This window comes from Myroides sp. C6-3 (assembly GCF_050522425.1).
Lineage (GTDB): Bacteria > Bacteroidota > Bacteroidia > Flavobacteriales > Flavobacteriaceae > Flavobacterium.
Genome location: NZ_JBMVQP010000005.1, coordinates 1 through 26,802 on the forward strand (window position 1 = coordinate 1; position 26,802 = coordinate 26,802).

The window sequence follows — 26,802 nt, forward strand, 5'->3', positions numbered from 1 at the left end:
CTGGCTGAGTGGTAGGCCTAGTCCCGCAAGGATTAGTAGGTTGGTTCGAATCCAACGGGAACCTCGAAATGGTTATCAGTTAACGGTTATCGGTTATCAGTTAACGGTTATCAGTAGGTTTTTCTAAAAGAGGCAATATTGCCTTTAAACGAAAATCAACGCACAACAAATGGTTCTCTGGCTGAGTGGTAGGCCTAGTCCCGCAAGGATTAGTAGGTTGGTTCGAATCCAACGGGAACCTCGAAATGGTTATCGGTTATCGGTTATCGGTAGATTTTTCTAAAAGAGGCAATATTGCCTTTAAACGAAAATCAACAAACAACAAACAACAAACAACGAACGCCGAACAACAACAAACAAATAGTCCCATGAAAATACACCGAGAAGGAAGAGGTCCTATAACCTTTGCAAGTTGCGTTTTTTTAGTATGCAATGGATTAATTTTCACTTTATTACCCTCAACGTTGTGGTATGTGCAGGGGTTTATACTCTTGTTAACTGCGAGTTTATTGGGTTTGGTTCTTTTTTTCTTTCGCATCCCGAATCGAATACTGATAAAAGGTGAGGCTTGTATACAAGCGCCTTGTGATGGAACGGTAGTGGTGATAGAAGAAGTGGAGCCGGATGAGTATTTTAGTGAAAAACGCTTGCAGATATCTGTATTTATGAGTGTATTGAATGTGCATGTAAACCTTAACCCGATCGACGGAAAGATCGTGTATAATCAGTATCACAAAGGAAAAAATTTAGTGGCGTGGCATCCAAAATCGTCCACAGAGAACGAGAGACACAGCGTGGTGTATCAGCACGGGAATGGAAAAGAAGTACTAGCAAAGCAAATTGCTGGAGCCTTAGCGAATCGCATCGTCAACTATGTACCTTGTGGAACAGTAGCTGTGCAAACGGAGGAAATGGGATTCATTAAGTTCGGATCTCGTGTGGATCTGCTTGTGCCTTTAGATTGTGCGGTTAAGGTACAGTTGGGAGAAAAGGTACAAGGGGGGATTACCACATTAGCAACGTGGTAGTACGATTAGGAGGATTGTTCTTGCAGACAAGTTGCAAGTAAGTGTATTCCCTTTTCTAATTCTTCCATGGAAGAAGTCCCAAAACTCAAACGCAATCCATCCGCTGAAGAAGGAGAGAAGTAATAGTCGTTAGGGTTGACCAACTGCATACCTTTTGCCGCTAAGTGTTGGATTAATAGGGTATAATCAACTGGTTGGTTGGGCTTGATCCAAAAGGCTAACCCACCGTCCGGCACGGTAAAGGTAACACGGTCTGCTAAGTGTTGCTGGAGCAATTGACGGGTATAGTCTCTTTTTTCTTTGTATAAACTTGTCGCTTTTTTAATATGTTTTTTTATCAGGCCGTCTTCTATTAACTGGAGGACGGCTTGTTCCATGATGCGATCTCCTTGGATATCGATAATCTTTCTCAACTTCGCTATCTTGTCAATCAAATGCGTTTGACTCGTCACTAAGAAGCCCACGCGAAGTGCAGGTGCAACTACTTTACTCAGTGTGCCGATATAAACGTAATTTTTAAGCTCAGCATAGCTACACAAAGGCAATACTGGTCGGTAGGTATAGTGAAATTCGTTGTCATAATCATCTTCAATCACCGTGATATTGTATTCGTTAGCGAGTTGAACAAGCGCTAAACGTCGTTGTAAACTCAGGGTTACGGTGGTTGGAAATTGGTGATGAGGAGTGAGGTAAACTGCTTTGATCTTGGGATTTTGTTGCAGTTGTTCCCTCAAAGTCGATACGCAGATTCCCTCTGCATCCACTTGTACGGGAATTAAAGTGGCACCTGCCTGTTCAAAAGCATGCCAAGCCGATTGATAACCGGGATTCTCCACGATAATAGCATCTCCCTTTTGTAGTAAACACTGCGCAATTAAATAGATCGCCATTTGTCCCCCTCGAGTAATACAGACGCGATCTTCTTTCACATGCATACCTCTTTGATGATTGAGCATATGTGCAATATGTTGAATAAATCGGTGATCACCCAAAGCATTGCCATAACCCATCATCTGCCATTTAGCATTGCGATTGAATATTTGTCGATAGGCACGTGCTAATTCTTTTACTGGTACTATCTTACTGTCGGGATAGCCATTGTCAAAAACTAGAGACATAACCGATTGATTCGCTGGTTTTAAAGTAGCAGTTGAAGTCGATGTATGTCTTATTGGCTTGGATAAAGGAATGGATTGAGCAATATAAATACCCTTGCGCTCCAAAGATACTAGCCATTCCTCATCTATCAGTACACTTAGTGCCTTGACAATCGTATTGCGATTTACCTTTAGCATTTCAGCTAATGTTCTTGTACTAGGTAAAATATCCCCCTTTTGAAGTCTTCCCTGCTGGATCGCCGCAATTAGAGCATCCGCTATTTGCAAGTAAAGCGGTTGATCAGAAGAGGAATCCAAGCGAATTTCTAATTTCCAAAGCCTTTTCATATGGACTATTTAATGAAGTTAATAAAGTAATTGCTCGTAGTCCAAATATAAGCAATTATTTGGTTTTTTTGTTCGTTGTTTGTTGTACGTCAACCGTTCACTGTCAACCGTTCACTGTTTGATATGAAGGTGATCCATAAGGAAACCATTTTGGAGCAGTTTCTTTTTGTATTTAAAAATATTCAGTTCCTGATGCATCAATATTCGCAGGGGGAATATTCATGATTTCAATGGATTGTAAGGTTGATCCCGCATGTAGAAAAAAATGAAATAGTTTGAACTAATGTTTAGGAAAAAGCGATTATTTTCAGTTTGTTATTGGTTTATTTCATACATTAGTTTTGTTCATCTAACAAAGTAAAGAAATGAGAAAGGTTTTATTGTATTGTTTTGTGCTGCTGTGCAGTTTACATGTTTTGGCAGGACCTAGAAAAATTAAAGGATTGGTGCTAGCAGAGGATGGATTTCCTTTACCTGGGGCTTCTGTTTTAGAAAAAGGAACAGAAAATGGCGTTGCTTCGAATGTCGATGGCGTATTTGAAATTAGTGTAAAAAATAAAAAAAGTGATTATATCGTAATTGCTTATATAGGGTTCCATACCCAAGAAATTAAGTTGGAAAAAGATAAGGACTTTTATACCATTACTTTAGAAGAAGATGTAGGTGACGTTGAAGAAGTAATTGTTATTCACAATTTAGATTCATCTATCAGGAAGAGAAGAGACTGTGGCTTACCAGTTGGAATTTCAGCTAAAGATTTGAGAGAAATTAAAGCACCGAGTGAGGTAAAGATTGAGAATAAAGAGCAATAGAGGTGATTGAAGAACATGTGTTTTTAATGAGGTAGGAAGTTAGCAGGGGAACACCTTCGACGTACAGGGCAGCAAATAAGCATAAAGGAAATTGAGAAAAATATAATTCTTCAATTTAGGGGTATTGGAAGTCAAGGGGATGAAAAAATCTACAGCAGAGAAGTTCGTTAGAAGTTGAACGAGTAAAATCTCTATTTTGGAATTAATACACGTATTGCTTCTCAATTTAAAAGTTTAAGAACGGGATGGAGGTTAAGTTTCTCTTTTATGTATTTTTATTTTATAAAGATTTTTGCTGATTTGTTTTGATAATTATTGTTAAAAATAGTAAAATAAATAGAAACAACTACTCTTTTTTATTGATTAGTTGTTTTTTGTTTAATATCAGAACTTTGTTTTTATTATCTTTGTATGATTAAGTAGTAACAAAAAAAAAAGAAAGTGATGATTAAGAAAATTGCAATTTATTCTTTTGTATTGATTAGCAGCTTATTCGTTGGTGTAAGTTGTAGTAGTGATGACAACAAAGGTGGAGATGGAGGTGGAGATGATAATGGAGGTAAAAAAGGCACAGCATCCGCTACAGTAGCAGGAACGTATATAGGGGCTTATGATTCAAATGAATTTAATAAGATTCTATTGGTAGAAGATTTGGGAGACAATAGAATAAGAATGAGTGGTAATGATCGAACACCAATTGAGATGAACGTTCAGTTTGTTTCAGAATATACAGACCACAGAGATGTAATGCATCAGACGGGGGAGTTAGCAGGGGTGTTAGTTTATTCAGCAGCCTCAAAAACGCTCAAGTTTTCAGGAAAAAAAATAATGGAAAATCAAAAGCGTATTTTCTTTGAAGGAAAGAAACAGTAAATCAGTGTTCTACTGATTTTATATGAATTAAAATTGCTTTAATAGTAGTACCAAAAACCAAAAAACCAAAATTGAGAAGAGGAAAGGCTTAAAGAAGTCTTTCCTTTTTTTGTTCCTCTTTTCATCAACTAGAAAAGGAAATTGCCGTTTGGCCTTTGTTAATGGCTAAACTTCATGCTTTTGCCACAGAAAGCAAGCTGAAAACAGCCAATACCCTGTTGAATCTAGAAGCAAAAGAACGATATTTGCTGTTTTTGTCTCATTATCCTGGATTAGTCAATCGGGTGCCAATGGGTATGTTAGCTTCTTATTTAGGAATTACTTCCTCTTCTTTAAGTAGAATTCGAAGAGGAGTATAAGAAGAGGAGTATAAGAAGAGGGGGGACGAATAGTTATACCGGCAACAAGATTTTGGGCATAGCATCTAAGAAATAGGGTAAGGGATATACAAGGTGATCACCGTGCCTTTGCCCAAAGCAGAATCAAGGTGGAGCGCTGCCCTGATTTGTTCTGCACGCTCAAATATATTAGCAATTCCCATGCCTTTGGAGTCGATTTCTTCAAATCCAATTCCATTATCTTGGATTGATACTTTTATTTTTGAATCGTCTTCAACAAGCGAAAAAGAGAGGTGACAGTGGGTTGCTTTAGCGTATTTATTTACATTTTGAAGCGCCTCGCGCAAGATGTAATACAAGTTGGACTTGGTACTAGCAGCGAGGAGTTCAAAGTTAATTTGCGCATCATACTCAACGGAAAACTGAGTTTGCCATGCATTAACTTGAAACGATACTAAATCAGAAACTAATTGGTTAAATGGGTTCTCAATACATACCTTACTATTGAGTAAGGTATGTGAAATATCACGCGTACTACTTTCTAGTTTTTGCAATTCATTGATGAGTAGGTTTTTGGTTACCATGTCTGGTATATCTAAGAGTTGTAAGTGAAAGCGAATACCGAATATCGAATTGACGATCCCATCGTGTAGATTTTTAGCAATTCGATTGCGTTCTTTCTTTTTGATGTCGAGGGCAAGTAAGTTGCGTTCAATAATTAACTCATCAATACTTTCGTTGGCTTTACGCTGTGTTTTGATTAATTGTAATTCCTTGTCTTTAATTTTTAGTTGAAATTGAAATACACTGATAATCAAGATAAAGAGTAAACTCAAGCCAATGAGAATAAAGGTGAAGATGAGTTCGCGAAGCTTGTGATTTTCTGCTTCGATTACTTCTGTTTCATAAGCAATTCTCGCAAAGGTATTTCGCGTTTGATTTTCTTGATTGGTCAGGGCTTGTCTCAGCTTGATTAGCTGTCGCACTTGCTCTTTTTTCTGATAGTCGTCATGTGTAAGTATGAATTCCAACGCCTGTACTTGTTGAGGTAATACTTCGTGTTTGGAGGCATTCGCATAGGCGACCTCTGCCCAACAGTTAGATTCCTCTTTCTTGTTCTCGAGGTTATAGAGATGTGCAAGATCCATAGCGGTGTAATACATGCGAAACGAATTGCCCAAAATGGAATCGTCTTGATAACTTTGTTCCACTTCTTTGATGTAAATACTGTGACCAGTTAGTCGATAGTTACACTGCGCCAGTCTATTGCGCAAGAAAGAAACAAGCATAATAGGAGTATCCTGCGTTATGTATTGTTGTCCTTTTAAAACATAAGCTTTAGCTTCACTGAATTTATTTTGGTTATAACACACCTCTGCTAAATTGCCATAAGCATTACCAATCGCCATTTTAGCGCGTTTATCATCCAATATGTTATACTTGGAGTGATCCAATAGTATTTGATCAACGGCTATTTTCAAGTAAATTTCTGCTTCTGTATAATTTTTGCGCTCCATTAAACATAGGCCCATTAATTGATTGGCCTCGAAATTAACGGGGTTCTGTGGATCTTGATTTAATAACAACAAGGCTTGAGATACTTTGGATTCACTTTCCATATGTAGTCCCCGCTCAAATAACAATCGCGCTTGATAGAATTTAGTTTCTCCTACTTTTACTGAATCCTGTAATTCTTTATAGATATTCTCTGTTTTGATGTAGTAGTAAAAGGTGCTATCCAATTGATAGCTGTCGTGATAGTACATCCCTATACTATTATAGGAATTGGCTAGGGTAGATAAGTCTTTTTTTTTCGTAGCATAGGCAATACTCTTTTGTGCTAGTTTTTTAAAATTGACCGAATCTAGTGTCCAACGCAATAATTGTAAAGTGCTGTCAATGAAGTGTCGATTCGGTGCAGTATTGCTCAACGTTAGTGCATAGGCTACGGGCTCTGCAAGGGTTTGAGCTAGACTGTCCTTATACTTGTTGTCGTGTTGTACGGCATAGAGTTGATCAACATCAACGGAGGTGGTCAAGTTTTTTGGCGTACAATGAAGTAAACTAAAAAGAGAGAGGAAAAGAAGAGAATAGAGTAAAACATTGTTTTTCATAACAAAGAGAATAGTCCTCGTAAATATACCTAAGTTTTAGTGATTGAATGATAAAAAGTTATGAATTTTATTTGTTTTCATTTGCTTTTTTAGAAGATAACTAAAAAATTAAAGAAATATCTTTTTTTGTTGTGTAGCATTTAGCAGGGACGATACTTCTACCTTTTGGTAGGGTTGGTTACTGGAGTTGAAAGCAAGTTCATCTTAAGGGATAATTTTACGCTATTGCTTTATTGTTCTCTTCTACCATTTCCCAAGATTAAAAAGGAAACAACACTTAGAAAAACCAGTTAAATAGTCTAATTTTGCTGCAAAGAGTAAGAGAATGAAAGACGCTAAAAAGACACAGAAGAAGTTACACGAACGAAATAAGCACCGAAATTTGTACAATTTTGATCAACTGAAACTCGTTGTTCCTGAATTAAAGGCTTTTATTCAAAAAAATCCATCGGGTGTAGATACCATTGATTTTGCCCTACCAGAGGCTGTTGTGTTGCTCAATAAGGCCATCTTAATGAAAGATTACAAGCTAACCTTTTGGGAAATGCCCAAGACCAACCTATGTCCTCCAATCCCTGGACGCGCGGATTATATTCACTATATCGCTGATTTATTGGCGGAGGGTAATGGCGGAAAAATACCAACGGGAAAGGGAGTAAAAGTGCTAGATTTAGGTATTGGTGCAAATGTTATTTATCCCATTATTGGAGTAGCCGAATACGGATGGGAGTTTGTGGGATCAGAAGTAGATGTTGTATCTTTAAAAACGGCGAAACACATCGTAGATAATAATCCTCATTTAAAAAATGCAGTGACGATTCGTTCCCAAGTAAGTAAGCGAAATATCTTAAAGAATATCATAGGTGAGAAGGAGTATTTTGATGCAGTGATTTGCAACCCTCCATTCTTTTCTTCCCGAGAAGAGGTACTCGCAAAAACGACACAAAAGTTGAAAAACCTTGGGAAAGAAGTAGTGGGCAAGCCTGTACAAAACTTTAGTGGACAAAATAATGAACTGTGGTGCGAAGGAGGCGAAAAAGCGTTTATTACCAACTATATTTACGAAAGTAAACACTTCAAAAGACAGGCCGTTTGGTTTACAACACTTGTTTCCAATAAGAATAATTTAAAACCCCTACAGGCATTGCTCAAGCGATCGGAGGTAGCTGAGGTGCGCATCATCCAAATGGAACAAGGCAATAAAATTAGCCGAATTCTTGCTTGGAGATTTTAGAAGACCTGTCCTATAGGAGGAGGTGATGAGAAGGTGTAGAGGTAGAATAAAGATGCTGTTTTTTTTACAGGGTTAGTTTTAAGGTAGTTAGATGGTTGAAATCAAAAATAGTACAGTGAAAAAAGAGGAAGCAATGAAGAACAAAACAAAGTTAATCGTATTGGTATTAGGGGTGTTAGTTACTTTGGGTATCACTTTTTTTGATTTTAAAGCGAGTCAAGATGACTTGGCAGCTCAAATAAAGGAGTATGAAGAGACTACAGCTATCGTTCAAGAGGTCCATGCACCGACAGTGACGCGATATGGGAGTAAACAACCTACTTATGATCTTAAGGTGAAGCTTACGGATAGTACTTCAGTGACTATGTATAGGCGTAAACTCAATGGAAAAGTAGAAAAGGGGAGTTGCATTTCAATTTTATACAATCCAGCAGCTCCACACGATGCTATTTATTTGAAAGAATAAACGGGATTATGATTTTTTGCTTAGTCCCTAACTTTTGCACGTGATCCAGTAAAACTTGATTCGACTAGGATACAAAAAAAGCCCTAACTTCCGTTAGAGTTTTCAATATGTCGGGGTGGCAGAATTCGAACTAACTGGCGATTAAGTGTAAATAGTATTTCCTATAAATTAGGATTCTTAAATGCTCATATTAAAGGATATTCAGAGAAAGATGATTTACTCAAGATTCTTAAAGAAATTACTGTGCTAAAATTAAAAGTTAATTCAAGATAACAGTCCTATTGATTTCCACTTCTTGATTATATTATGTTGTCTTGTAAGTTTAATTATTATCGTAGAGAATAAAATACCCCAACTATTTTTATTCAGACGCTTTCTGCGAAAGGATTTGATTAGTTAGTTTTTGTTTGGGACAAGTTATTACTACTCAATAAACAATATTTTTAATTAAATGAAAGATTCTTTTGTCACAAATATTGATTAAATTTGTGACAAATGTAAATCTTTTTTTATGGATGAATCTGTTAATAGTCAGATAGTAGAGAAGATTTCTAAATCTAAGCGTGGCGGAATTTTTTTCGCTAGTGATTTTGTTAAATATGGCACATCTGACAATATTCGCCAAGTACTTTCGCGTTTAGAAAAAGAAAAATTCATAGAACGACTATCCCATGGTATTTATATAAAGCCAAAGCAGGATTCTTTATTAGGAACAATTTATCCTAGTATAGAGGAAATTGCAAATGAGATTGCAAAAAGAGATAAGGTGCGTATAGCGCCAACTGGTGTATTAGCTTTGTATCTATTAGGATTAACAACCCAGATCCCCTTGAAGACTGTTTATTTGACTGAAGGGTCTCAAAGAGAAATTAAGATTGGAAATAGAAAGATTAATTTTAAGAGGACTGTCCCTAAAAATCTTATGATAAAAGATAATCTATTACATTTAGTAGTGCAGGCTTTTAAAGAGAAGGGGCAAAAAGAAATTACAGATTCTTTTTTAAACACCATTAAACTAGCTATTGACAAAATAGATCAACAGGTGATAGAATCTCAATTGAAATTTGCTCCAGTTTGGATTCAAAAAGAAATTAACAAACTTTACTATAAACAGAAGTATGTGGATTAATTTATCGGAAGAACAAAGAGTTACTGTACTAAAACAAGCAGAAGTTGTTTATGGACTACCAGCTTTTGTAATAGAGAAAGATTGGTGGGTTTGTATTCTTTTAAAGGCAATATTTCAATCTAAGTATGCAGGTTCTATTATATTTAAAGGAGGAACTTCCCTGAGTAAGGCTTATAGTTTAATACAACGATTTTCAGAAGATATTGATTTGATTATTGACAGACGTTTACTGGGATTTGGTGAGCTTGATTCTAAAACACAAATTAAAAAACTTAGAAAGGCTTCTGGAGGATTTATTATTAATGAATTTAGAGAAGAGTTAATACATCAATTAACAGAGTTGGGAGTAGATCCGAGTTTATATGAAATTAAGTATAACGACCATGTTGACGATACAAGTGATCCTAATACTTTAGAGGTTTATTATCAATCAAGTGTTCCTGCTACTAATGTATATATTCAGCAGCGTGTTTTACTTGAAATGGGGGCTAGATCGTTAACTGAACCAGCTGAGTCAAAACCTATTATTTCATATATTGATTCGGGATTTTCAAAATCGCCTTTTGCTTTACCTGCATTTAATGTAGAAGTAGTTGTTCCTACTCGTACTTTAATTGAGAAAGTATTGTTATTACACGAAGAATTCTCAAAGGCAATTGAAAATATTAGGACTGATCGATTGACTAGGCATTTTTATGATATAGACAAAATTATGGATTCAGAATTCGGTGAACAAGCAATAGTTGATGATGATTTGTTTACTAATATTGTTGAGCATCGACAAAAAGTAACGCCTTTAAGAGGGATAGATTACTCAAATCATAAGAAAGGTAAATTGAGTATTTTACCTCCAGAGGAAGTATTTGAAAGATGGGCAGAAGACTATAAAACGATGCAAGAGCATATGATCATTGGAAATAGTTTAAGCTGGTCTGATTTACTGAATCGTTTAAAGGAGATCGAAAATAAATTTAATAAGATTTAAAAGCTCAGCTATTTTATGTTGTCATACAAAAATACAAAAGCCTGAAAGTCGCTATTTATAAGACATACGGAGTAGGGGTATATCCCTCTTTTTCCAATAAAATAAAAACACCCCAACTATCGCTAAGTTGGGGTGTTTTATTTCATTCACTCTCCATCATCTTTAAAATATCCTCATACCTATAAAAACATCAATCCACCAATCTTCTTAAATGGTATGGTACCATTTATTCTCATATTCTGTAAGGTACCAGGAGAAATACCAAGAAGCTTTCTTACTTCGTAGCTTTTAATCCATTGTTTTATTTCTTGATCTTTCTTTCTATTAAAAGGGCTATACCTTCTTATCTCGGTAATAATCTCTTGCTTAAAAATCTAAAGGTCTTCTTTTGTACTAAATTCTACTTTCATAATTAATTTTTACTTAGTCCCCAACTTTTGCACCTGATCCCAACTTTTGTACCTGATCCTTTAAAAATAAAAAAATCCGTAAGTAATTGATACTTACGGATTTAGGCACATTCTGATACCCTAAAAGTCGGGGTGGCAGGATTCGAACCTGCGACCTCCTGGTCCCAAACCAGGCGCGATGACCGGGCTACGCTACACCCCGAAGAAGCGGAGAGACAGGGACTCGAACCCTGGCGACCGTTACCAGTCGACAGATTAGCAATCTGCTCCGTTACCACTCCGGCACCTCTCCTAAAAACTGAGGAATCCCTCATTTTTACAGGAGCAAACATACCATTAGTTTTTATTTTATGCAAATAAAAAACAAAGGAAATTAGGAGCTAAAAGACTGTTTTTTTTTACTTCATTAAGGATGAGGTAACTAAGATTTAAAAAAAAGACAACAAATCGCTTGGATCAGCGGGAATAAAGGCATTTAGAGAGGAAATGAAGAAAAAAAGACATCCTTTTTTACGGAGGGAATCGACATTCACTTCAAATTATCCCCTATATTTGCAGGATAAAGAATAAAAAGCGCTAAAATAAAACCCCGTAATTGGGCTGAACGAATAGAGTACCTTATGAAATTTGATACAAACCTGAGTTTTTCAAGTGATCGCTTGAAGTTTATAATTGTAAATGACACCTATGTAGAGGATATCTTTGCTGCATTAACTCCTACAGTGGCAAAATTTTTACCTTTTATTCCAACAGGAAAGAAAGAAGATACGTTTGGCTTTGTTGCTTATAGTTTAGGTCAATTGGAAAAACAAAAAGACATCACTTTACTTGCAACAGCTAAAGATACAGGAGAGTTTATCGGATGTTGTGGAATCCACGATATTTGTGATGAATCAATCTCTATTGGGCTTTGGTTGAAAGAAGAAGCTAATGGAAAAGGCTATGGAACTGAATTGGTCAAAGCTTTAGAACAATTCGTTTTGGATCACTTAAATGTAGACTATTTGATCTATAATGTTGACCGAAATAATGCGGGTAGTATTCATATTGCAGAAAAATTAGGGTATGTGTACCACAGTAGTTTTGAACGCAAGATTAGCGATGATAAAGTATTAGATATGTTACACTATCGAAAAGATAATGTAGCGAAACAATAAACACAAGAAAACAGTAGAGTAGAAAAGTTCGGTTTGATGTTAAAAATTAAGCTGAATTTTTTTTGCGTTTAAATTAGCATAAAATGAAAATTTCGTACACTGATCCACTTGATGTCCACCTTGGACTTCCCTTTTTACAGGTGGAAGAACGAGAATTGGGAGAATTACTAGTTGCGGTAGGTCGAGGAGAAACGACTTGGACGAACGTACTGGTTCAATTGGAAACCATGGGGGCTTTGTCTGTGATGTATATCCATTTGATAGAAGCCTTGCGTACTTGTTTTAAGGATGAAATAACAACGTTAGATCGCGAAGTACAATTGAGATTGTGGACTGTTCTACTGCATAAGATGGGGAAGTATTGGAGTGTGTATCGCAAAGGAACGGTGGAATCCAAAACGGCTATAGCTGGTGATTTGGAGCAACAGCAGATAGACAAAAATACGTGGTTTGTTCTCTTGGGAAGTGTGATGGCTGCCAGTGAAGAGATTGGTGGTTTACAGCCATTCAACCTTATTCAAGAGGGGATGAAACAAGAGATACAAATGATCATTGGGATGCTTACTCCTCAAAAGAGAACTGTATTTGCTCCTAATCAACAATGGGAAACAAGTACCTTGATCCTTCGAAAAATAGATCAAGAAGATGGGGCTTTACTACAGCAGTATTTTACCCCGACAATCGGACAATATTTGAGTATTGATTCCTTTGCTCATCCGCTCTTAGTTCAGGCGTATATCGACCAGTCTCAAGAGGAGATGAAACAAGGGACGTGTTTAGTCTTATTGGCTTTTGAACGAGACTCACAGCGTTTTGTTGGTTGTTTGACACTCAATGACATTCATTTGTTTTCCGTTGAAATAGGATTATGGGTCAGTGAAGAACAACAGGGAAAAGGGTGGGGAAGTGCCCTATTGGAACAAGCTATAACACTTGTAGAAGAAGCTATTCCAACGCAACAGATTATTTATACCGTTGAGCAGGAAAATGATAAAAGCGTTGCACTCTGTGAGAAAAAAGGGTTTGTATTTGAAAGAGAATTGATTTTAGAACCTACACCATTAAAGAATAAGTATAGATCCATGTTGCGCTATACCAAAAAAGTCAATGCTGCTTCACGCGGATAAAAAACAAAGACGAAGGATTACTTTAATCAAAATAATGCTATCTTTATTTTTCTGGACTAGAGCCAGATAACGAATAGCAAGTGACAGTAATGAAAAAAAGTATCGCAGTAGTAGTTGCTCTTTTAGGGCTTTGCGCTTTTGCCCAAACCAAAACGGCAGAGGAATTAGGATTTGAACATCGCATTTTTACATACCAAGAGGATCAAGTTGATGTGGTAATCAAATCCAAACAAGGCGAGGAGCGCAAGGCAAAACCGTTGTTGTTGTTTTGTCAAGGTAGTACACCAGAGCCAGTATTGAAGTATTATAAAGATAAAATCTTAGCCTTTCCTATGGAGATAGAAGATTATCTTGAGCAGTATCATTTGGTGCTCGTTGGAAAGGCAGGAGTACCTCTTGTTGTAGACTTAGAGGCAATAGGACCTCCCTACAGTTATAGCAACACCTTAGAAAAAATTCCAAGCGTTTATACTGAGCGAAATTATCTCAACTACTATGTCGAGCGTAATATTGAAATACTGAAGCAATTAGAAAAGGAGGACTGGGTTGCTAAAGATCGATTAGTCGTTGTTGGTCATTCGGAAGGTAGTAGCATTGCAGCTAAGATGGCGGTTCTATATCCTAAGATTACCCATCTTATTTATTCAGGAGGCAATCCTATGGGGCGCATGATGGCAATGCTTACCGAACAACGTTATAGAGAAACACAAGATAACCAAGAAGCAGAAAGACTATTCGATCATTGGGATTGGATTGTAGCAAACAAAACGAGCACAACGGATGAACGCGGGGATAGCCCCAAGGCAACGTATTCGTTTTCAGAACCTGCGATGGACTATTTTAAAGAAATGAAAATTCCTGTTTTGGTTACCTACGGAAGCAAAGATTGGAGTGCACCTTTTAATGATTATTTGCGAGTAGAGGCCATTAGATCCGGTTGGAAAAACTTTACGTTTAAGGCTTATATCGGAACAGAACACAATTTTTTTCCGGTGGATGAAAAGAATAACCCCGATCACAGTGTACGCAATTGGTCTAAAGTAGGTGAAGATTGGTTAGCGTGGTTGAACGATAAGTAACAAAATAAAAATAGCGAGGAAAACCTCGCTATTTTTGTATCGTTTGTAAGAAGAAAAAGAGAAATCAAGTGATTTAGAATTTATAACGTACAGCTAAACCAAAATCAAGGTATAGTCCATCGCGGTACGAATCGTTTAAATATAGTTCAGGACGTGCATCAAGTGCAATTTGCAAAGGGAAATCAAAGGTGTACTCAATACCAACCGTACCTGTCACTAAACCAAATGTACCGTTGTCTTTGTATCGTTTACCTCCGTGGTTGTACTTGTAGCTATAATTACCTACAGCAGCTCCAACCCCTGCATACCAATCAAAATTACCTTCAATATTCCATACCCATTCGTAGATACCTGTAATTTTTGTAGCGTTGTAATCGTTGTTGTTTCTAAAACCAAGGTCTAGTTCTAAACGATTGTTGCGCGATAAGTTTCTTTGGTATGAAATTTCTGTACCTAAGCCAGAGTTTCCTCCAAAACGCAATCCAAGCGCATTTTTAGGTCCACTTTGAGCAAATGAAGCGGTCGTTACTAAACCCGCTAATCCTAATGAAAGCAGTAGTTTTCTCATTTCTTTTTAAATTTTTAGTTTAGGGCAACAAAAGTAAGGAATATCTAGTTAGTATTTAGATATAGTGTAATAAATGAATAAAATGATTAAAAAAACATTTTTTGTTGTTGATTTTAATTATAGTTTTTATCTTTGCTCTTTATTATCAGGAATTTTTCTAAAACATCTAGAAAAATAGCAACCTGCAACAACAAGCAAGGTGCTGAAAACGATAAGCCATTCATGGAAAAAATGTTGAAATACTAATCTTTGGTACACTTTCTGTATGATTTTTTTCGCAAGGTTAACGTTGCTATTTGTTTTTAGAAGACAAAAAAAAAGCTATGACAGAAAATAAATTGTACACCCTCATTCCCTTTTTTGTATTTGTTGCTGTTTTCTTAGGAAGTGGCATTGTACTAGACGATTTTTATCAATTGCCTTCACCTATAGCTATTGCTTTAGGGATTATGACGGCTTTTGTTTTATTTTACAAAACGCCCATCCATCAGCGTATTACAGCTTTGATTGAAGGTTGTGGCGATAGTAAAATTATCACCATGTGTTTGATTTATCTACTCGCAGGGGCTTTTGCAACAATTACTAAGGCGATTGGTGGAGTTGATGCGATGGTGAACTTGGGATTGCATTATATCCCAGCAGCGTATTTAGGGGTGGGAATCTTTGTGATCGCTTGCTTCTTGTCTCTTTCTATTGGAACTTCCGTAGGAACGATAGTTGCTTTAGGTCCTATTGTCGTTGGGTTAGCAGAAAAAACAGGCAGCTCCATGGGGTTGCTTTGTGGTGCTTTATTAGGAGGTGCCATGTTTGGCGATAACTTGTCTCTCATCTCCGACACCACCATCACCGCTACACAAACGATGGGATGTGAAATGAAAGATAAGTTTAAAGCGAATTTTAAACTAGCGGTTCCCGCAGCTTTGCTGACCATTGGCGTGCTGCTATGGATGAAAAATGATACAAGTCAGCTGGAGTTAACGTTAAGTGAACAGACAAATTACTTCTTGATCTTACCTTATGTGCTGACTATCGTATTGGCTTTGGTGGGAATTGATGTGTTTGTTGCCTTGTTTCTTGGTATTCTTTCTGCATCAATTATCGGATTGATTCACGTTGATTTTGATTTGGTTGGACTTGCAAATCACGCCTATCTCGGGTTTACTTCCATGACCGAAATCTTTTTGCTGTCGATGCTTACTGGTGGGTTAGCACGTATGATTGAACAACAAGGAGGATTGGTCTGGATTTTAAAAAGTATGCAAAAGAAAATTCAAACGAGTAAAGGAGCTGTTTTTGGTATAGCCTCTCTCGTTTCTAGTGTTGGCGTTTGTATGGCCAATAATACAGTTTCAATTCTAGTAGTTGGAAACTTAGCGAACGACGTAGCTACCGCCTATAAGTTAAATCGCCCTTATGTAGCTTCTGTGTTGGATATTTTTGCGTGTATTGTACAGGGAATTTTACCCTATGGTGCACAAATTCTGATTCTGTTGAGCTTTACAGATAAAAAGCTAGGCTATCTCGAATTGGTCTCACATGGATACTATTTCGCTTTCTTGCTTGGTGTAACCCTGTTTTACCTGCTCTTTTTTAGAAAAGAAGTACAAACCGTTTAAAAATTTCATAGTCGAATTACAAAATGTTTATATTTGCCCTTTGTCAAAACAAAATTTGAATATACATGAAATTATTAGAAGGAAAAATAGCCATTATTACCGGTGCTACACGAGGAATCGGAAGAGGAGTAGCTTTAGCCTTTGCTGAACAAGGTGCTAATGTTGCATTTACGTACAGTTCATCAGTACAAGCAGCAGATGAATTAGTGGGTGAACTTGTCGCTTTAGGTGTTCAAGCAAAAGGATATCAATCTAATGCAGCTGAATATCAAGCAGCAGAACAATTGGTAGAAGAAGTATTGAAAGACTTCGGTAATATTGATGTTTTAATTAATAATGCAGGTATTACAAAAGATAATTTATTGATGAGAATGTCGGAGCAAGATTTTGATGACGTGATCGAAGTGAACTTAAAGTCTGTATTCAATATGACAAAAGCGGTACAACGCACAATGTTGAAAAACAGAAAGGGATCTATCATCAATATGAGTTCAGTTGTTGGAGTAAAAGGAAATGCTGGACAAGCGAACTATGCGGCTTCTAAAGCAGGGGTGATCGGATTTTCTAAATCAGTTGCGCTAGAATTAGGCTCTAGAAATATTCGTTGCAATGTTATTGCGCCAGGTTTCATTGAAACGGAAATGACTGCTAAATTAGCAGAAGACGTTGTAAAAGGATGGACAGATGCTATTCCGTTAAAACGCGGAGGAAAAGCAGAAGACGTGGCTAATGCTTGTGTGTTCTTCGCCTCGGATATGTCTGCTTATATCACCGGACAGGTAATGCACGTTGATGGAGGAATGTTAACGTAAGTAACAACAAAATAAGTATAAAAAGGGAGGAATATGTTTTCTCCCTTTTTTTATGGAGTTAACTTTCATACACTCAGGAGTAAAGCTTTTTATTGGAGGAGATATACGACTAGTAAGACTACAAAATGAGAAAAAAGATTTGATTTATACGATTAAAAAAGATAATTTTAAGAAGCGGTTGAACAGACTCAACGGCTAATTATTGGGAACGACATTGAAAGATTTTATACAACACAGCCCCAAATATAGAATTCCTTATCAAGATCAAACAGATTTGACACTAACGGAGCTAAAAGAAAAAATGGAAAAGGAGAAAGCACTTGTTTTTGGGTATGCACTTCAAGATATGCCTGGTGGACAAACTAAAGTAGGATTCGCCATAATGGGATATGAAGAGGCTTGGCAACCCAATCCTCGTTTTGTAATTGATGCGTATGTCCCCACTTTTATAGCAACGCTTAGTGTTAATTTAAATATATCGTAGTTACTTGAATCAAATGGAAAAAAAACGAACGTGGTTAGGTGTAGATACAATAGCGGTGGAACACTTTACTACTATTGAAAAAGAAGGCAGTTTTCACTGTAGAGGGGAAATTGTGGGAAATAAGAATAATCGCATTTATGGTGTTGAATACCAAGTGGTAACAACAGCGAATTGGGAAACTCGATTCTTTGATATTCGATGCCAAGAAGGCCATCGATTCTTTCAGTTAAGCGGGCATAAACTCAACGATCAATGGATTATTGACGAACAAGAATATCCACATTTTAAGGAGTGTTTAGATATTGATATCGCAGTAACGCCTTTTACGAATACTTTGCCAATTAATCGACTGAAGTTGGCTGTTGGTGAGTCTAAGATTCTTCCCGTTCTGTATATTAATCCTTTGGAAGAAAACTTTACACTGGTTCAACAAGAGTATACTAAATTGTCTGAAAATACGTATTACTACAAAAATATTTGGAGCGATTTCGAAGCCACTATTACAGTAGATGGAGACGGTTTTGTTACTGAATATCCCGGATTGTTTAAAGTCATTTAAATCTCGCTGATGCTCCTCTTTATTCCTTTTAACTTGGGAGAACACAAGTGAAAGAAGGGAGGGTTTTTCAAAATAGAATACAAAAAAAGAGCACGTTTTTACTTGCTCTTTTTTTGTGAAGGAAAGAAAAGAATTTCAGTTTTTAGGGATCTATTGTGATCTCCTGTCGTTTAAAAAGTGAAAAGGAGTGTCTTTTTTTTAAGAGGGTCATAGCCTGTAAAGTTCAATTTTTTAAAAAGCATCTTCTTTTGTTAATTATTTTATTTTTTTGAAAGCAACTTTAACTTTTAGAATTGAATTATGCGTTCTGATTGAAATAATTTTATACTATTCAATAATTGATAGGTTGTACTGCTAGGGGAAGTAATTTCTCTCTGGATGCGAAGAATAGGAGCAGAGGGTAGATATATGCGTTGTCAAATTAGGTAATAGAGATGGGATTTAGACTGGAAAATAGAGAAAATAGTAGTAAAGGGGGCAATGTGATTAACCTGGCTAAATATAGAATAACCGATGAGTCCATGGAATATAACGGCTGTGTATTATGGCGCATTGAATGTTTAAGAACCCGTAGAAAAGGCGGTTGGATCCAAAGCGAATCAAATTTAAGCCAAGCGGGTGAAGCTTGGGTGGGTGATAATGCCAAAGTATATGGAGAAGCGACAATTATGGATAATGCGGTAGTGCACGGTAATGCGGAAGTGTTTGGAGCTGCGCGTATTGCGGCTGATGCCCAAGTCTATGGAAATGCTATTGTTGCAGATTTTGCTTTGGTAACCGCCAAGGCTCAAGTGTATGGTGAGGCTTCCATTGAGGATTCAGCCCAAATTTCGGGTCATGCAAAAGTCTCTGGAAAAGCACTGGTTTCTGCCTGTGCTAAAGTGTATGAATATGCTACTATTGAAGGAGCTGCACAGGTATATGATCATGTGGAAGTCTACGGACATGCCAAGATTAAAGATCGCGCGTATTTGTTCAAGGAAGCACATGTGAAAGGACATACCGTTGTCTCAAGTAACGATCGCATTAGTGAAAACATTTACAATTGGGAAGATATAAACGCGTTGACCTTATTGAAAATCACTTTAGTGGATGGCAAACAAACAGGGCAGTTGTATGCGAATGGGAGACATCAACTTGCGGTGAAAATAACGATGGAAGCACGCGATAGAATGAATAAGCCCATTGTAATTTCTCCAAAGGAAATGTTTGAGCAAATGGAGCTTGTGGACGATGAAAATAATAGTATTTCGAATGGGTTGCTCTACGTAGAGGAGGCGGGAATGTATGTATACCCCAAGGGAGAGGAAACTAGACCTGTTATAGGTGGAAAAACGTCCGCTGTTATGATCTATTGTTCCATTGACAAACCAGTGAAAGCCTTTACATTAAGTGTGCGTTGTAAAATTAAGCAATGGTCAAACCAGTATGGAATGGAGCGGGTGAGGCGTGTCGAATACACAACAGCTAAGGAGTATAACTATGGGGGGCTTCCTCCTGATTTTGTGCGGATACAGGTATTGCCTAAACGTCAGTTTACTCAATCTAATATCCAGGTACAAACGCGAACAGAACTAGATGTTAATGGGATATGCAACTCCAAATTGACCAAATATTATGTGCAGTTTAATCCAGCGGATGGTTTAATTTTACTTCAAACAAACTGTATCGCCAAAAAGTGGTTTCACTACAAACAGATGGGAATTTACAAGCGGTGTAGTATTGCAACGGATGGAGCGTTTACTGTGGATGATCAGGCGATTTTTACCACTAAGTTTGAATTTACTTCGAGTAAGTTTAGAAAAGTCTTGGCGAAAAATCACGAAATGGAAGGCCTGTGCTTCTGGGTGTATCAACTATGGGAAGGATTGATCTGGTCCTACTATGAATGGGGAGGAGAAATGTATTTTTCGATGTTTGATCAATATGGCAATGAAGCGTGTATTACTGCAGTAGCAGGGGAAGAAGAAGCGTTGTGTTTTTACGTTCGTTTAGAAGAACTGAATCACGAATAAGTCCACTGATAAAATAACAGAGACAAAAGTAATTAAGAAGGAAAAAAAAGAGGGGACCGTAACAAGGTCCCCTCTTTTGTATCAACTAACTCTAACTATTCTTTTATGAAATCAAAATTTATACGACAAATGTCTATCTTTTATTTTGAATACATATTACGCAAAAGTTATGCTATCGTTATAGTATGTTTATTGACCGAAAATATCAAAAAGACTTTTCTTTTTTTCTTTTTTATTGTCCGTTTTTTTGGGTGTATTCTTGCTTGAAGAAGTAGAAACATTAGCGGTATTATCTTGTTTGCTGAATACATCATTTAACAACTTAGTTGATCTCGAATCTTTTTGATTTCCTCTAATATTGTTTTCTTCCACTGCAATCATAGTAAATACCCCATCCATTGTTTTTTCAGCCACGTAGTTTGTCAGATCTGGATTCACAGGCGTAACCAAAGGAAGACTGTTGTATTTGGTAAAAATACCTTCCCAAACGGTGGTAGCACCAACTTGCGACAAAGACGATTCAATGATCGGAGTAAATTTACTCATCAACTCTTTGGATGTTTTTTGTTTCAAGTAGTTGGTAGCCGAAGACTGACCTCCTAGGAGAATATTCGCAGCATCTGTAAAAGTTAAATCCTTAATGGCTTGAACGAAGATTGGAGTTGCTTCTTCTACTGCACTTTCCGCTGCTTTGTTTAGCAATAGTAGTCCTTGGTCAGCTACGCTACCCATGCCTAAAGAACGCATTGTTTTATCCACTTTCTGCAATTCATCGGGCAACATAATTTTTACCATTTCGTTTTTGAAAAAGCCATTGGGTTTCGCCAAATCGCTCACTTGTTGTTGAATTCCTTTGTCTAGGGCTTCTTTTAATCCTTTGCCAATTTGATCTTGAGATAAATTACCCAAAATTCCACCTAGTTTGCTTTGAGCCGTAGCGGTGTAGTTTGTGCCTAAAACACCCAGTAGCAAACATGTGCTTATCAAAATTCTTCTCATACCTTATTTTATTTAATTTATTGATTTACTATAAGTTGTGCTTTGTTTCTTCTTTAATTGCTCGAAGTAAAATATCCACTTTACTCTGAATGCGAATTGATTCATTTAACAAGAGATTTTGATACAACAAAGCAGAGGTTGCTTCAGGCAGTTTAGCTGTTTGTTGAATCGTATTGATCAGGGTGTTTTTGGTATGTACAACAATAGCCCATAGTTCTTCAGAAACATAAAGCTGTTGGGTTACGTTATATTCAAATTCCTGCTCCAGGTGTTGAACCAATAAATGAGCGTACGCCTGAGTGTCCGTACTCAAAGGTTGAACACGCAAGATTAACTTCTTTAAATCACTGCGCTCTGCATAGATAATCAAGCGTTCACAAGCTTGTAATTTTAAGGCTTTACTGTCAATTTCCGATTCTTTATTTGTCAATTGCGTAATGATAAAATAATCTCGTTTTGATTGCTTCTCCAAGATTTGTTGGAAGAATACATAAGACAATCCTGCAACAACTAGCGCAGGTACGATATACTGTAATGAAGTAAGGAAAAAGTTAAGATCCATAAAATTTAAGTTTAAACAAAAGTAATACTATTTGATTAAGATAAAATGCTTTAGTGTAAACAAAACTTGTTATAAACTAATAGTAGTTGTAATTTTGGCTTTTTACGGTTTTAGACACTATGCAAAGTTATATTGATCAACTTAATGAAGCGCAAAGAGCGCCTGTACTACAGAAGGATGGCCCCATGATTGTGATTGCTGGAGCAGGATCGGGGAAAACAAGGGTATTGACCTTGCGAATTGCTTATCTGATGCATCAAGGCGTTGACGCTTTTAATATTTTATCCCTAACGTTTACCAATAAAGCAGCGCGTGAGATGAAAAATCGAATCGCACAAATTGTCGGAAACAGTGAGGCTAGAAACCTTTGGATGGGAACATTTCACTCTGTTTTTGCTCGTATTCTGCGTGCAGAAGCTGATCATTTGGGATACCCAAGTAACTTTTCTATCTACGATTCACAAGATACGCAACGATTAATCGGGCAGATTATTAAAGAGTTACAGCTAGATAAAGACGTATATAAACCCAAAGAAGTAGCCAGTCGTATCTCCTCTTATAAAAATAACTTGGTGACGGTGAAAGCTTACTTCAACGACCCGGAACTACAGGAAGCTGATGCTATGAGTAAACGTCCTCGTATTGGAGAAATTTACGAGCATTATGTAGAGCGTTGTTTCAAAGCAGGGGCAATGGATTTCGATGATTTACTTTTGAAAACAAATGAATTGTTGACTCGCTTTCCAGATGTTTTAGCCAAGTATCAAGATCGTTTTCGCTATATTTTGGTTGATGAGTATCAAGATACGAACAACTCTCAGTATTTGATTGTGCGAGCGCTTTCTGATCGCTTCCAAAATATTTGTGTTGTAGGAGATGACGCTCAAAGTATTTACGCTTTCCGCGGAGCAAATATCAATAATATCTTGAATTTCCAAAAGGATTTCGACAACGTACAGTTGTATCGTTTGGAGCAAAATTACCGCTCTACTCGAAATATTGTAGAGGCGGCGAATACGATTATTGACAAGAATAAGGTTAAATTAGAGAAAGTTGTTTGGACAGATAATGACTTTGGGCCTAAGATTAAGGTACATCGTTCATTAACCGATGGGGAGGAAGGGCGTTTTGTGGCGTCAACCATTTTTGAAGAAAAGATGCAAAATCAAAAGAACAACAGTGATTTTGCTATTCTATACCGAACCAATGCGCAATCTCGTGCAATGGAAGATGCCTTGAGAAAACGCGATATTCCCTACCGTATTTACGGAGGACTGTCGTTCTATCAACGCAAAGAAATTAAAGACGTATTAAGTTATTTACGCTTGATTATCAACCCCAAAGATGAAGAGGCTTTGGTACGTGTTATCAATTACCCTGCAAGGGGAATTGGGGCAACAACGCTGGATAAATTAACCATTGCGGCTAATCACTACAAACGCTCCATTTTTGAGGTAATGAGTCATATTGATAAGATTGATCTGAAAATTACCGCAGGAACGAAAAACAAATTGACGGATTTCGTCAATATGGTAAAAGCCTTTCAAGCCTTGGAGGAAACCAAGGATGCCTATGAAATGGTGGAACACGTGGTAAAGAAAACAGGATTGGTCCAAGAATTGCGCAAAGACACTACGCCAGAGGGAATTACTCGAATGGAAAATATAGAGGAATTGCTCAATGGTATTAAAGATTTTATCGAAGGACAACGCGAAATTGACGGTGCTCGAGGTGCTCTATCCGAATTTTTAGAAGATGTGGCGTTGGCGACAGATTTGGATAAGGATACAGGAGATGACGATCGCGTGGCGTTGATGACGATTCACTTGGCTAAGGGATTAGAGTTTCCGACCGTTTTTTGTGTGGGTATGGAAGAAGATTTGTTTCCAAGTGCAATGAGCAGCAGTACGCGAACGGAACTAGAAGAAGAACGACGCTTGTTTTACGTCGCTTTAACCCGTGCAGAACACCAAGCGTATCTTACTTATGCGCAATCGAGATATCGTTGGGGAAAACTCATCGACTGTGATCCTTCGCGTTTTATTCAAGAAATTGATGCGCAATACTTAGAGTTTTTAACACCAGTAGAAACGAACTATCGCTATACACCTAAGATTGATGCAGATATTTTTGGCGATGTAGATAAAAGTAAGTTGCGTCTGTCAAAACCAGTGAAGGGTACGCCACCTGCTTATTTACAAAATAACGAAGAACCCAAGCAAGATCGCAATATTCGAAAACTAAAACCCGTGAATTCAGCTACTACGTCCCATGTTGGTGGTGGAGAAGGTGCCAATGGCGGTTTAGTCATTGGACAACGCGTGATGCATGAGCGATTTGGACAAGGTGTTATCTTGAATTTAGAGGGCGTAGGAGCAGACCGCAAAGCGGAGATCAATTTTGATGTGGGTGGAATTAAAAAATTATTATTGCGATTTGCTAAGCTTCAAGTTTTAGCGTAAATTGTGTAAAACAATAAAAATCAAAGATATGGCGCAATTTGTCAAAATATATCCAGAGAATCCAAGTGAAAAGGAGATTACTAAGGTGGTGGACGTGCTTCGCGATGGGGGATTGATTATCTATCCTACGGATACCGTATACGGATTGGGGTGTGATATCACCAATACCAAAGCATTAGAGCGCATTGCCCGTATCAAAGGCATCAAGTTAGACAAAGCTAACTTCTCATTTGTATGCCATGATTTGAGTAATATTTCAGATTATATCAAACAAATTGATACCGCTACCTTCAAAATATTAAAAAAAGCGTTACCTGGACCTTATACCTTTATTCTTCCTGGTAATAACAATCTGCCTAAGGAATTTAGAAAGAAGAAAACCGTGGGAATTCGCGTACCGGACAATAATATCGCCAGAGAAATTGTTCGAAGACTTGGAAATCCAATTGTTTCAACTTCCATCTATGATGAAGATGAGATTTTGGAGTATACCACAGATCCAGAGTTAATCTTAGAAAAATGGAATAATACGGTAGATTTAATTATTGATGGGGGATATGGTGATAATCAGGCCTCTACTGTAATTGATTTAGCGGGATTTGAACCAGAAATCATAAGAGAAGGTAAAGGATCTATTGATATTTTCTAAATCTAACGAATACAAATCAAATATTTTTTAAAATTAATAAAGTTAAATCTAAGAATAAATAGGACTTATATAGAATTAAATTAGGGAATTTAAAACCTAATTATTATTTTTGTATCTGTTTATTTTTAAAAGCTAAACGTATTACACTATGAATTTACATGAATTTCAAGGTAAAGAAATATTAGCTAGCTACGGGGTAAGAGTACAACGTGGGTTAGTAGCTAACAACGCAGATGAAGCTGTTGAAAAAGCAAAACAACTTACAGAAGAAACTGGTACAAGTTGGTATGTAGTAAAAGCTCAAATCCATGCAGGGGGAAGAGGTAAAGGAGGAGGAGTAAAGTTAGCTAAGAACTTAGATGAAGTAAAAGAGCTAGCTGGAAACATCATTGGAATGGACCTGATTACTCCACAAACTCCACCAGAAGGAAAAAGAGTAAATAGAGTGCTTATCGCAGAAGATGTATATTATCCAGGTGAAAGCGAAGTTAGCGAGTTCTACATGTCTGTATTATTAGACCGTGCTAAAGGTAGAAATATGATTATGTATTCTACTGAAGGAGGAATGGACATTGAAGAAGTTGCTGAAAAAACGCCACACTTAATCTTCAAAGAAGAAATCGATCCAGCTGTTGGATTACAAGGTTTCCAAGCAAGAAGAATTGCATTTAACCTAGGTTTATCAGGTAATGCATTCAAAGAAATGGTTAAATTCGTTGATGCTTTATACAACGCTTACATGGGAAGTGATTCTTCTATGTTCGAAATTAACCCAGTATTAAAAACATCTGACGATAAAATTTTAGCTGTTGATGCTAAAGTTACAATCGATGACAACGCATTATATAGACAAAAAGTATACGCAGAGTACAGAGATATCACAGAGGAGCGTCCAATTGAAGTTGAAGCTAAAGAAGCAGGTTTAAACTATGTAGATTTAGATGGAACAGTTGGATGTATGGTTAACGGTGCTGGTTTAGCAATGGCTACGATGGACTTAATCAAATATGCAGGTTTTGAACCAGCAAACTTCTTAGACGTGGGAGGAACAGCTGACGCTAAACGCGTTGAAATAGCGTTCCGTATCATCTTAAAAGATCCAAACGTAAAAGCTATCTTAATTAACATCTTCGGAGGAATCGTTCGTTGTGACCGCGTTGCTCAAGGTGTTGTTGATGCTTATAAAAACATGGGTGACGATATTAAAGTGCCTATCATTGTACGTCTTCAAGGAACAAACGCTGAGTTGGCAAAAGAATTGATCGATCAATCAGGTATGCCGATCTTATCAGCTGTAGCTTTCCAAGAAGCAGCAGATCAAGTACAAGCAGCTTTATCTTAATTGATTGAGAGTGATGAGTGATGAGAAAAGAGTGATTTTTTCAACGAAAGAAAGTTGTACTTATTTCTAAAAGAATCTTACACTATCACAATACGATATAAAAAGCAGTAAACGAAAGTTTGCTGCTTTTTTTTTTAACTGTTATCGGTTATTTGTTATCTGTTATCGGTTATTTGTTATCTGTTATCTGTTATCTGTTATCTGTTATCTGTTATCTGTTATCTGTTATCTGTTATCTGTTATCGGTTATCTGTTATCGGTTATCTGTTATCGGTTATTGGTTATCTGTTATCGGTATCAATAGATTTTCTTATTTAAGGACATTTGTTCTTCAATCGAGATTTTTCTTCTTTTTACATTCGTCAAAATTTCATCACATCATAGACCAATTACTACGGGTCCTTACACATCTCATCGTCTCATCATCTACCTCATCTATTTTGTATTGGTTTTGGTGTTCGATGAATCTTTACTTCGTTTCGATTTCACCAACACACCTTCTCATCAGCACACCTTCTCATCACCTCACCACAAAAA

The 26,802-nt window shown here is 37.1% G+C and carries 24 protein-coding genes, 3 tRNA genes, 1 pseudogene and 1 riboswitch; of the genes and pseudogenes, 20 read left to right on the forward strand and 8 right to left on the reverse strand.

The features are described 5' to 3' along the window. Positions 1 to 171: 171 nt before the first annotated feature. Together ACPDG9_RS03345 and ACPDG9_RS03350 are read left to right on the forward strand one after the other, a co-directional pair. Positions 172 to 241 (forward strand) — tRNA-Ala (locus ACPDG9_RS03345). A gap of 127 nt (positions 242 to 368) precedes the next feature. Then, the gene (locus ACPDG9_RS03350; RefSeq protein ID WP_430526396.1) at positions 369 to 1,028 is read left to right on the forward strand and encodes a phosphatidylserine decarboxylase family protein; all 660 of its coding nucleotides are present in this window, start codon (positions 369 to 371) and stop codon (positions 1,026 to 1,028) included. 5 nt (positions 1,029 to 1,033) lie between these two features. Here the strand turns inward: ACPDG9_RS03350 and ACPDG9_RS03355 are convergent, their stop codons facing one another. After that, positions 1,034 to 2,473 (reverse strand): PLP-dependent aminotransferase family protein, encoded by a 1,440-nt coding sequence (locus ACPDG9_RS03355; protein WP_430526397.1) that lies wholly within the window; start codon positions 2,471 to 2,473, stop codon positions 1,034 to 1,036. A gap of 365 nt (positions 2,474 to 2,838) precedes the next feature. On the opposite strand from ACPDG9_RS03355, the gene ACPDG9_RS03360 reads away from it, so the two are divergent. The 3 genes from ACPDG9_RS03360 (at position 2,839) to ACPDG9_RS03370 (ending at position 4,517) form a co-directional block, all read left to right on the forward strand. Next, positions 2,839 to 3,285, forward strand: coding sequence for a carboxypeptidase-like regulatory domain-containing protein (locus ACPDG9_RS03360; protein WP_430526398.1), 447 nt, complete (start codon positions 2,839 to 2,841; stop codon positions 3,283 to 3,285). 444 nt (positions 3,286 to 3,729) lie between these two features. Next, complete coding sequence (locus tag ACPDG9_RS03365) at positions 3,730 to 4,158, forward strand: hypothetical protein (protein WP_430526399.1); 429 nt, start codon at positions 3,730 to 3,732, stop codon at positions 4,156 to 4,158. A 161-nt stretch (positions 4,159 to 4,319) separates the two neighbouring features. Next, positions 4,320 to 4,517, forward strand: coding sequence for a hypothetical protein (locus ACPDG9_RS03370; protein WP_430526400.1), 198 nt, complete (start codon positions 4,320 to 4,322; stop codon positions 4,515 to 4,517). A gap of 65 nt (positions 4,518 to 4,582) precedes the next feature. On the opposite strand, the gene ACPDG9_RS03375 is transcribed toward ACPDG9_RS03370, so the two are convergent. Continuing rightward, positions 4,583 to 6,610 carry an ATP-binding protein gene (locus ACPDG9_RS03375; protein ID WP_430526401.1) on the reverse strand — a complete coding sequence of 676 codons (2,028 nt, stop codon included), beginning with the start codon at positions 6,608 to 6,610 and terminating at the stop codon, positions 4,583 to 4,585. 325 nt (positions 6,611 to 6,935) lie between these two features. On the opposite strand from ACPDG9_RS03375, the gene rlmF reads away from it, so the two are divergent. The 4 genes from rlmF to ACPDG9_RS03395 all read left to right on the forward strand — a co-directional run bounded on the left by rlmF (position 6,936) and on the right by ACPDG9_RS03395 (position 10,424). After that, on the forward strand, positions 6,936 to 7,844 hold the full coding sequence (rlmF, locus tag ACPDG9_RS03380) for a 23S rRNA (adenine(1618)-N(6))-methyltransferase RlmF (protein WP_430526402.1): 909 nt from the start codon (positions 6,936 to 6,938) through the stop codon (positions 7,842 to 7,844). 133 nt (positions 7,845 to 7,977) lie between these two features. After that, complete coding sequence (locus tag ACPDG9_RS03385; protein ID WP_430526403.1) at positions 7,978 to 8,310, forward strand: hypothetical protein; 333 nt, start codon at positions 7,978 to 7,980, stop codon at positions 8,308 to 8,310. Between the two features lie 511 nt (positions 8,311 to 8,821). Beyond that, a complete protein-coding gene (locus tag ACPDG9_RS03390) occupies positions 8,822 to 9,439 on the forward strand; it encodes a DUF6088 family protein (protein WP_430526404.1) in 618 nt (205 codons plus the stop codon). Beyond that, positions 9,429 to 10,424, forward strand: coding sequence for a nucleotidyl transferase AbiEii/AbiGii toxin family protein (locus tag ACPDG9_RS03395; protein WP_430526405.1), 996 nt, complete (start codon positions 9,429 to 9,431; stop codon positions 10,422 to 10,424). Before ACPDG9_RS03390 ends, ACPDG9_RS03395 begins: the two co-directional genes overlap by 11 nt. 142 nt (positions 10,425 to 10,566) lie before the next feature. Here ACPDG9_RS03395 and ACPDG9_RS03400 read toward each other — a convergent pair. From ACPDG9_RS03400 to ACPDG9_RS03410, 3 genes and pseudogenes are all read right to left on the reverse strand, one after another. Beyond that, a pseudogene (locus ACPDG9_RS03400) lies at positions 10,567 to 10,798 on the reverse strand (helix-turn-helix domain-containing protein). A gap of 163 nt (positions 10,799 to 10,961) precedes the next feature. Then, positions 10,962 to 11,036 (reverse strand) — tRNA-Pro (locus ACPDG9_RS03405). Positions 11,037 to 11,042: 6 nt separating this feature from the next. After that, positions 11,043 to 11,126, reverse strand: a tRNA-Ser gene (locus ACPDG9_RS03410). A 328-nt stretch (positions 11,127 to 11,454) separates the two neighbouring features. Here ACPDG9_RS03410 and ACPDG9_RS03415 point away from each other — a divergent pair. From ACPDG9_RS03415 to ACPDG9_RS03425, 3 genes are all read left to right on the forward strand, one after another. Continuing rightward, positions 11,455 to 11,991 carry a GNAT family N-acetyltransferase gene (locus ACPDG9_RS03415; protein WP_430526406.1) on the forward strand — a complete coding sequence of 179 codons (537 nt, stop codon included), beginning with the start codon at positions 11,455 to 11,457 and terminating at the stop codon, positions 11,989 to 11,991. 83 nt (positions 11,992 to 12,074) lie between these two features. Then, positions 12,075 to 13,118 carry a GNAT family N-acetyltransferase gene (locus ACPDG9_RS03420; RefSeq protein ID WP_430526407.1) on the forward strand — a complete coding sequence of 348 codons (1,044 nt, stop codon included), beginning with the start codon at positions 12,075 to 12,077 and terminating at the stop codon, positions 13,116 to 13,118. 89 nt (positions 13,119 to 13,207) lie between these two features. Then, on the forward strand, positions 13,208 to 14,197 hold the full coding sequence (locus ACPDG9_RS03425) for an alpha/beta hydrolase family protein (protein ID WP_430526408.1): 990 nt from the start codon (positions 13,208 to 13,210) through the stop codon (positions 14,195 to 14,197). A gap of 73 nt (positions 14,198 to 14,270) precedes the next feature. On the opposite strand, the gene ACPDG9_RS03430 is transcribed toward ACPDG9_RS03425, so the two are convergent. Further along, the gene (locus ACPDG9_RS03430; RefSeq protein ID WP_430526409.1) at positions 14,271 to 14,765 is read right to left on the reverse strand and encodes a hypothetical protein; all 495 of its coding nucleotides are present in this window, start codon (positions 14,763 to 14,765) and stop codon (positions 14,271 to 14,273) included. Between the two features lie 137 nt (positions 14,766 to 14,902). Beyond that, a riboswitch (SAM-I-IV-variant riboswitch) is annotated at positions 14,903 to 15,007 on the forward strand. A gap of 81 nt (positions 15,008 to 15,088) precedes the next feature. Here ACPDG9_RS03430 and ACPDG9_RS03435 point away from each other — a divergent pair. The 5 genes from ACPDG9_RS03435 to ACPDG9_RS03455 all read left to right on the forward strand — a co-directional run bounded on the left by ACPDG9_RS03435 (position 15,089) and on the right by ACPDG9_RS03455 (position 20,251). Continuing rightward, positions 15,089 to 16,381, forward strand: a complete 1,293-nt coding sequence (locus ACPDG9_RS03435; protein ID WP_430526410.1) for a Na+/H+ antiporter NhaC family protein — start codon at positions 15,089 to 15,091, stop codon at positions 16,379 to 16,381. A gap of 65 nt (positions 16,382 to 16,446) precedes the next feature. Continuing rightward, entirely contained in the window at positions 16,447 to 17,193 is a 747-nt protein-coding gene (fabG, locus tag ACPDG9_RS03440) for a 3-oxoacyl-[acyl-carrier-protein] reductase (RefSeq protein ID WP_430526411.1), read from the forward strand. Positions 17,194 to 17,395: 202 nt separating this feature from the next. After that, entirely contained in the window at positions 17,396 to 17,677 is a 282-nt protein-coding gene (locus ACPDG9_RS03445) for a hypothetical protein (protein WP_430526412.1), read from the forward strand. Between the two features lie 13 nt (positions 17,678 to 17,690). Beyond that, on the forward strand, positions 17,691 to 18,236 hold the full coding sequence (locus ACPDG9_RS03450) for a putative glycolipid-binding domain-containing protein (RefSeq protein ID WP_430526413.1): 546 nt from the start codon (positions 17,691 to 17,693) through the stop codon (positions 18,234 to 18,236). 434 nt (positions 18,237 to 18,670) lie between these two features. Then, positions 18,671 to 20,251 (forward strand): transferase, encoded by a 1,581-nt coding sequence (locus ACPDG9_RS03455; RefSeq protein WP_430526414.1) that lies wholly within the window; start codon positions 18,671 to 18,673, stop codon positions 20,249 to 20,251. Positions 20,252 to 20,440: 189 nt separating this feature from the next. Here ACPDG9_RS03455 and ACPDG9_RS03460 read toward each other — a convergent pair whose 3' ends face one another. Both ACPDG9_RS03460 and ACPDG9_RS03465 read right to left on the reverse strand, forming a co-directional pair. Further along, positions 20,441 to 21,250, reverse strand: a complete 810-nt coding sequence (locus ACPDG9_RS03460; protein ID WP_430526415.1) for a DUF4197 domain-containing protein — start codon at positions 21,248 to 21,250, stop codon at positions 20,441 to 20,443. Positions 21,251 to 21,278: 28 nt separating this feature from the next. Beyond that, complete coding sequence (locus tag ACPDG9_RS03465) at positions 21,279 to 21,812, reverse strand: hypothetical protein (RefSeq protein ID WP_430526416.1); 534 nt, start codon at positions 21,810 to 21,812, stop codon at positions 21,279 to 21,281. 119 nt (positions 21,813 to 21,931) lie between these two features. Here ACPDG9_RS03465 and ACPDG9_RS03470 point away from each other — a divergent pair, with 119 nt between their 5' ends. The 3 genes from ACPDG9_RS03470 (at position 21,932) to sucC (ending at position 26,265) form a co-directional block, all read left to right on the forward strand. After that, positions 21,932 to 24,274, forward strand: coding sequence for an ATP-dependent helicase (locus ACPDG9_RS03470; protein ID WP_430526417.1), 2,343 nt, complete (start codon positions 21,932 to 21,934; stop codon positions 24,272 to 24,274). A gap of 28 nt (positions 24,275 to 24,302) precedes the next feature. After that, the gene (locus tag ACPDG9_RS03475) at positions 24,303 to 24,923 is read left to right on the forward strand and encodes an L-threonylcarbamoyladenylate synthase (RefSeq protein ID WP_430526418.1); all 621 of its coding nucleotides are present in this window, start codon (positions 24,303 to 24,305) and stop codon (positions 24,921 to 24,923) included. A gap of 148 nt (positions 24,924 to 25,071) precedes the next feature. After that, the gene (sucC, locus tag ACPDG9_RS03480) at positions 25,072 to 26,265 is read left to right on the forward strand and encodes an ADP-forming succinate--CoA ligase subunit beta (protein ID WP_430526419.1); all 1,194 of its coding nucleotides are present in this window, start codon (positions 25,072 to 25,074) and stop codon (positions 26,263 to 26,265) included. Positions 26,266 to 26,802 lie beyond the last annotated feature (537 nt).

Excerpts from the sequence above, each read along its gene's own strand:
- ACPDG9_RS03460 (WP_430526415.1), bottom strand. The coding sequence starts at position 21,250 with ATGAGAAGAATTTTGATAAGCACATGTTTGCTACTGGGTGTTTTAGGC.
- ACPDG9_RS03420 (WP_430526407.1), top strand. The coding sequence starts at position 12,075 with ATGAAAATTTCGTACACTGATCCACTTGATGTCCACCTTGGACTTCCC.
- ACPDG9_RS03355 (WP_430526397.1), bottom strand. The coding sequence starts at position 2,473 with ATGAAAAGGCTTTGGAAATTAGAAATTCGCTTGGATTCCTCTTCTGAT.
- ACPDG9_RS03470 (WP_430526417.1), top strand. The coding sequence starts at position 21,932 with ATGCAAAGTTATATTGATCAACTTAATGAAGCGCAAAGAGCGCCTGTA.
- ACPDG9_RS03370 (WP_430526400.1), top strand. The coding sequence starts at position 4,320 with ATGGCTAAACTTCATGCTTTTGCCACAGAAAGCAAGCTGAAAACAGCC.
- ACPDG9_RS03430 (WP_430526409.1), bottom strand. The coding sequence starts at position 14,765 with ATGAGAAAACTACTGCTTTCATTAGGATTAGCGGGTTTAGTAACGACC.
- ACPDG9_RS03435 (WP_430526410.1), top strand. The coding sequence starts at position 15,089 with ATGACAGAAAATAAATTGTACACCCTCATTCCCTTTTTTGTATTTGTT.
- ACPDG9_RS03455 (WP_430526414.1), top strand. The coding sequence starts at position 18,671 with ATGGGATTTAGACTGGAAAATAGAGAAAATAGTAGTAAAGGGGGCAAT.
- rlmF (WP_430526402.1), top strand. The coding sequence starts at position 6,936 with ATGAAAGACGCTAAAAAGACACAGAAGAAGTTACACGAACGAAATAAG.
- ACPDG9_RS03395 (WP_430526405.1), top strand. The coding sequence starts at position 9,429 with ATGTGGATTAATTTATCGGAAGAACAAAGAGTTACTGTACTAAAACAA.
- ACPDG9_RS03465 (WP_430526416.1), bottom strand. The coding sequence starts at position 21,812 with ATGGATCTTAACTTTTTCCTTACTTCATTACAGTATATCGTACCTGCG.
- ACPDG9_RS03390 (WP_430526404.1), top strand. The coding sequence starts at position 8,822 with ATGGATGAATCTGTTAATAGTCAGATAGTAGAGAAGATTTCTAAATCT.
- fabG (WP_430526411.1), top strand. The coding sequence starts at position 16,447 with ATGAAATTATTAGAAGGAAAAATAGCCATTATTACCGGTGCTACACGA.
- ACPDG9_RS03475 (WP_430526418.1), top strand. The coding sequence starts at position 24,303 with ATGGCGCAATTTGTCAAAATATATCCAGAGAATCCAAGTGAAAAGGAG.
- ACPDG9_RS03365 (WP_430526399.1), top strand. The coding sequence starts at position 3,730 with ATGATTAAGAAAATTGCAATTTATTCTTTTGTATTGATTAGCAGCTTA.
- ACPDG9_RS03450 (WP_430526413.1), top strand. The coding sequence starts at position 17,691 with ATGGAAAAAAAACGAACGTGGTTAGGTGTAGATACAATAGCGGTGGAA.
- ACPDG9_RS03415 (WP_430526406.1), top strand. The coding sequence starts at position 11,455 with ATGAAATTTGATACAAACCTGAGTTTTTCAAGTGATCGCTTGAAGTTT.
- sucC (WP_430526419.1), top strand. The coding sequence starts at position 25,072 with ATGAATTTACATGAATTTCAAGGTAAAGAAATATTAGCTAGCTACGGG.
- ACPDG9_RS03425 (WP_430526408.1), top strand. The coding sequence starts at position 13,208 with ATGAAAAAAAGTATCGCAGTAGTAGTTGCTCTTTTAGGGCTTTGCGCT.
- ACPDG9_RS03375 (WP_430526401.1), bottom strand. The coding sequence starts at position 6,610 with ATGAAAAACAATGTTTTACTCTATTCTCTTCTTTTCCTCTCTCTTTTT.
- ACPDG9_RS03360 (WP_430526398.1), top strand. The coding sequence starts at position 2,839 with ATGAGAAAGGTTTTATTGTATTGTTTTGTGCTGCTGTGCAGTTTACAT.
- ACPDG9_RS03350 (WP_430526396.1), top strand. The coding sequence starts at position 369 with ATGAAAATACACCGAGAAGGAAGAGGTCCTATAACCTTTGCAAGTTGC.
- ACPDG9_RS03385 (WP_430526403.1), top strand. The coding sequence starts at position 7,978 with ATGAAGAACAAAACAAAGTTAATCGTATTGGTATTAGGGGTGTTAGTT.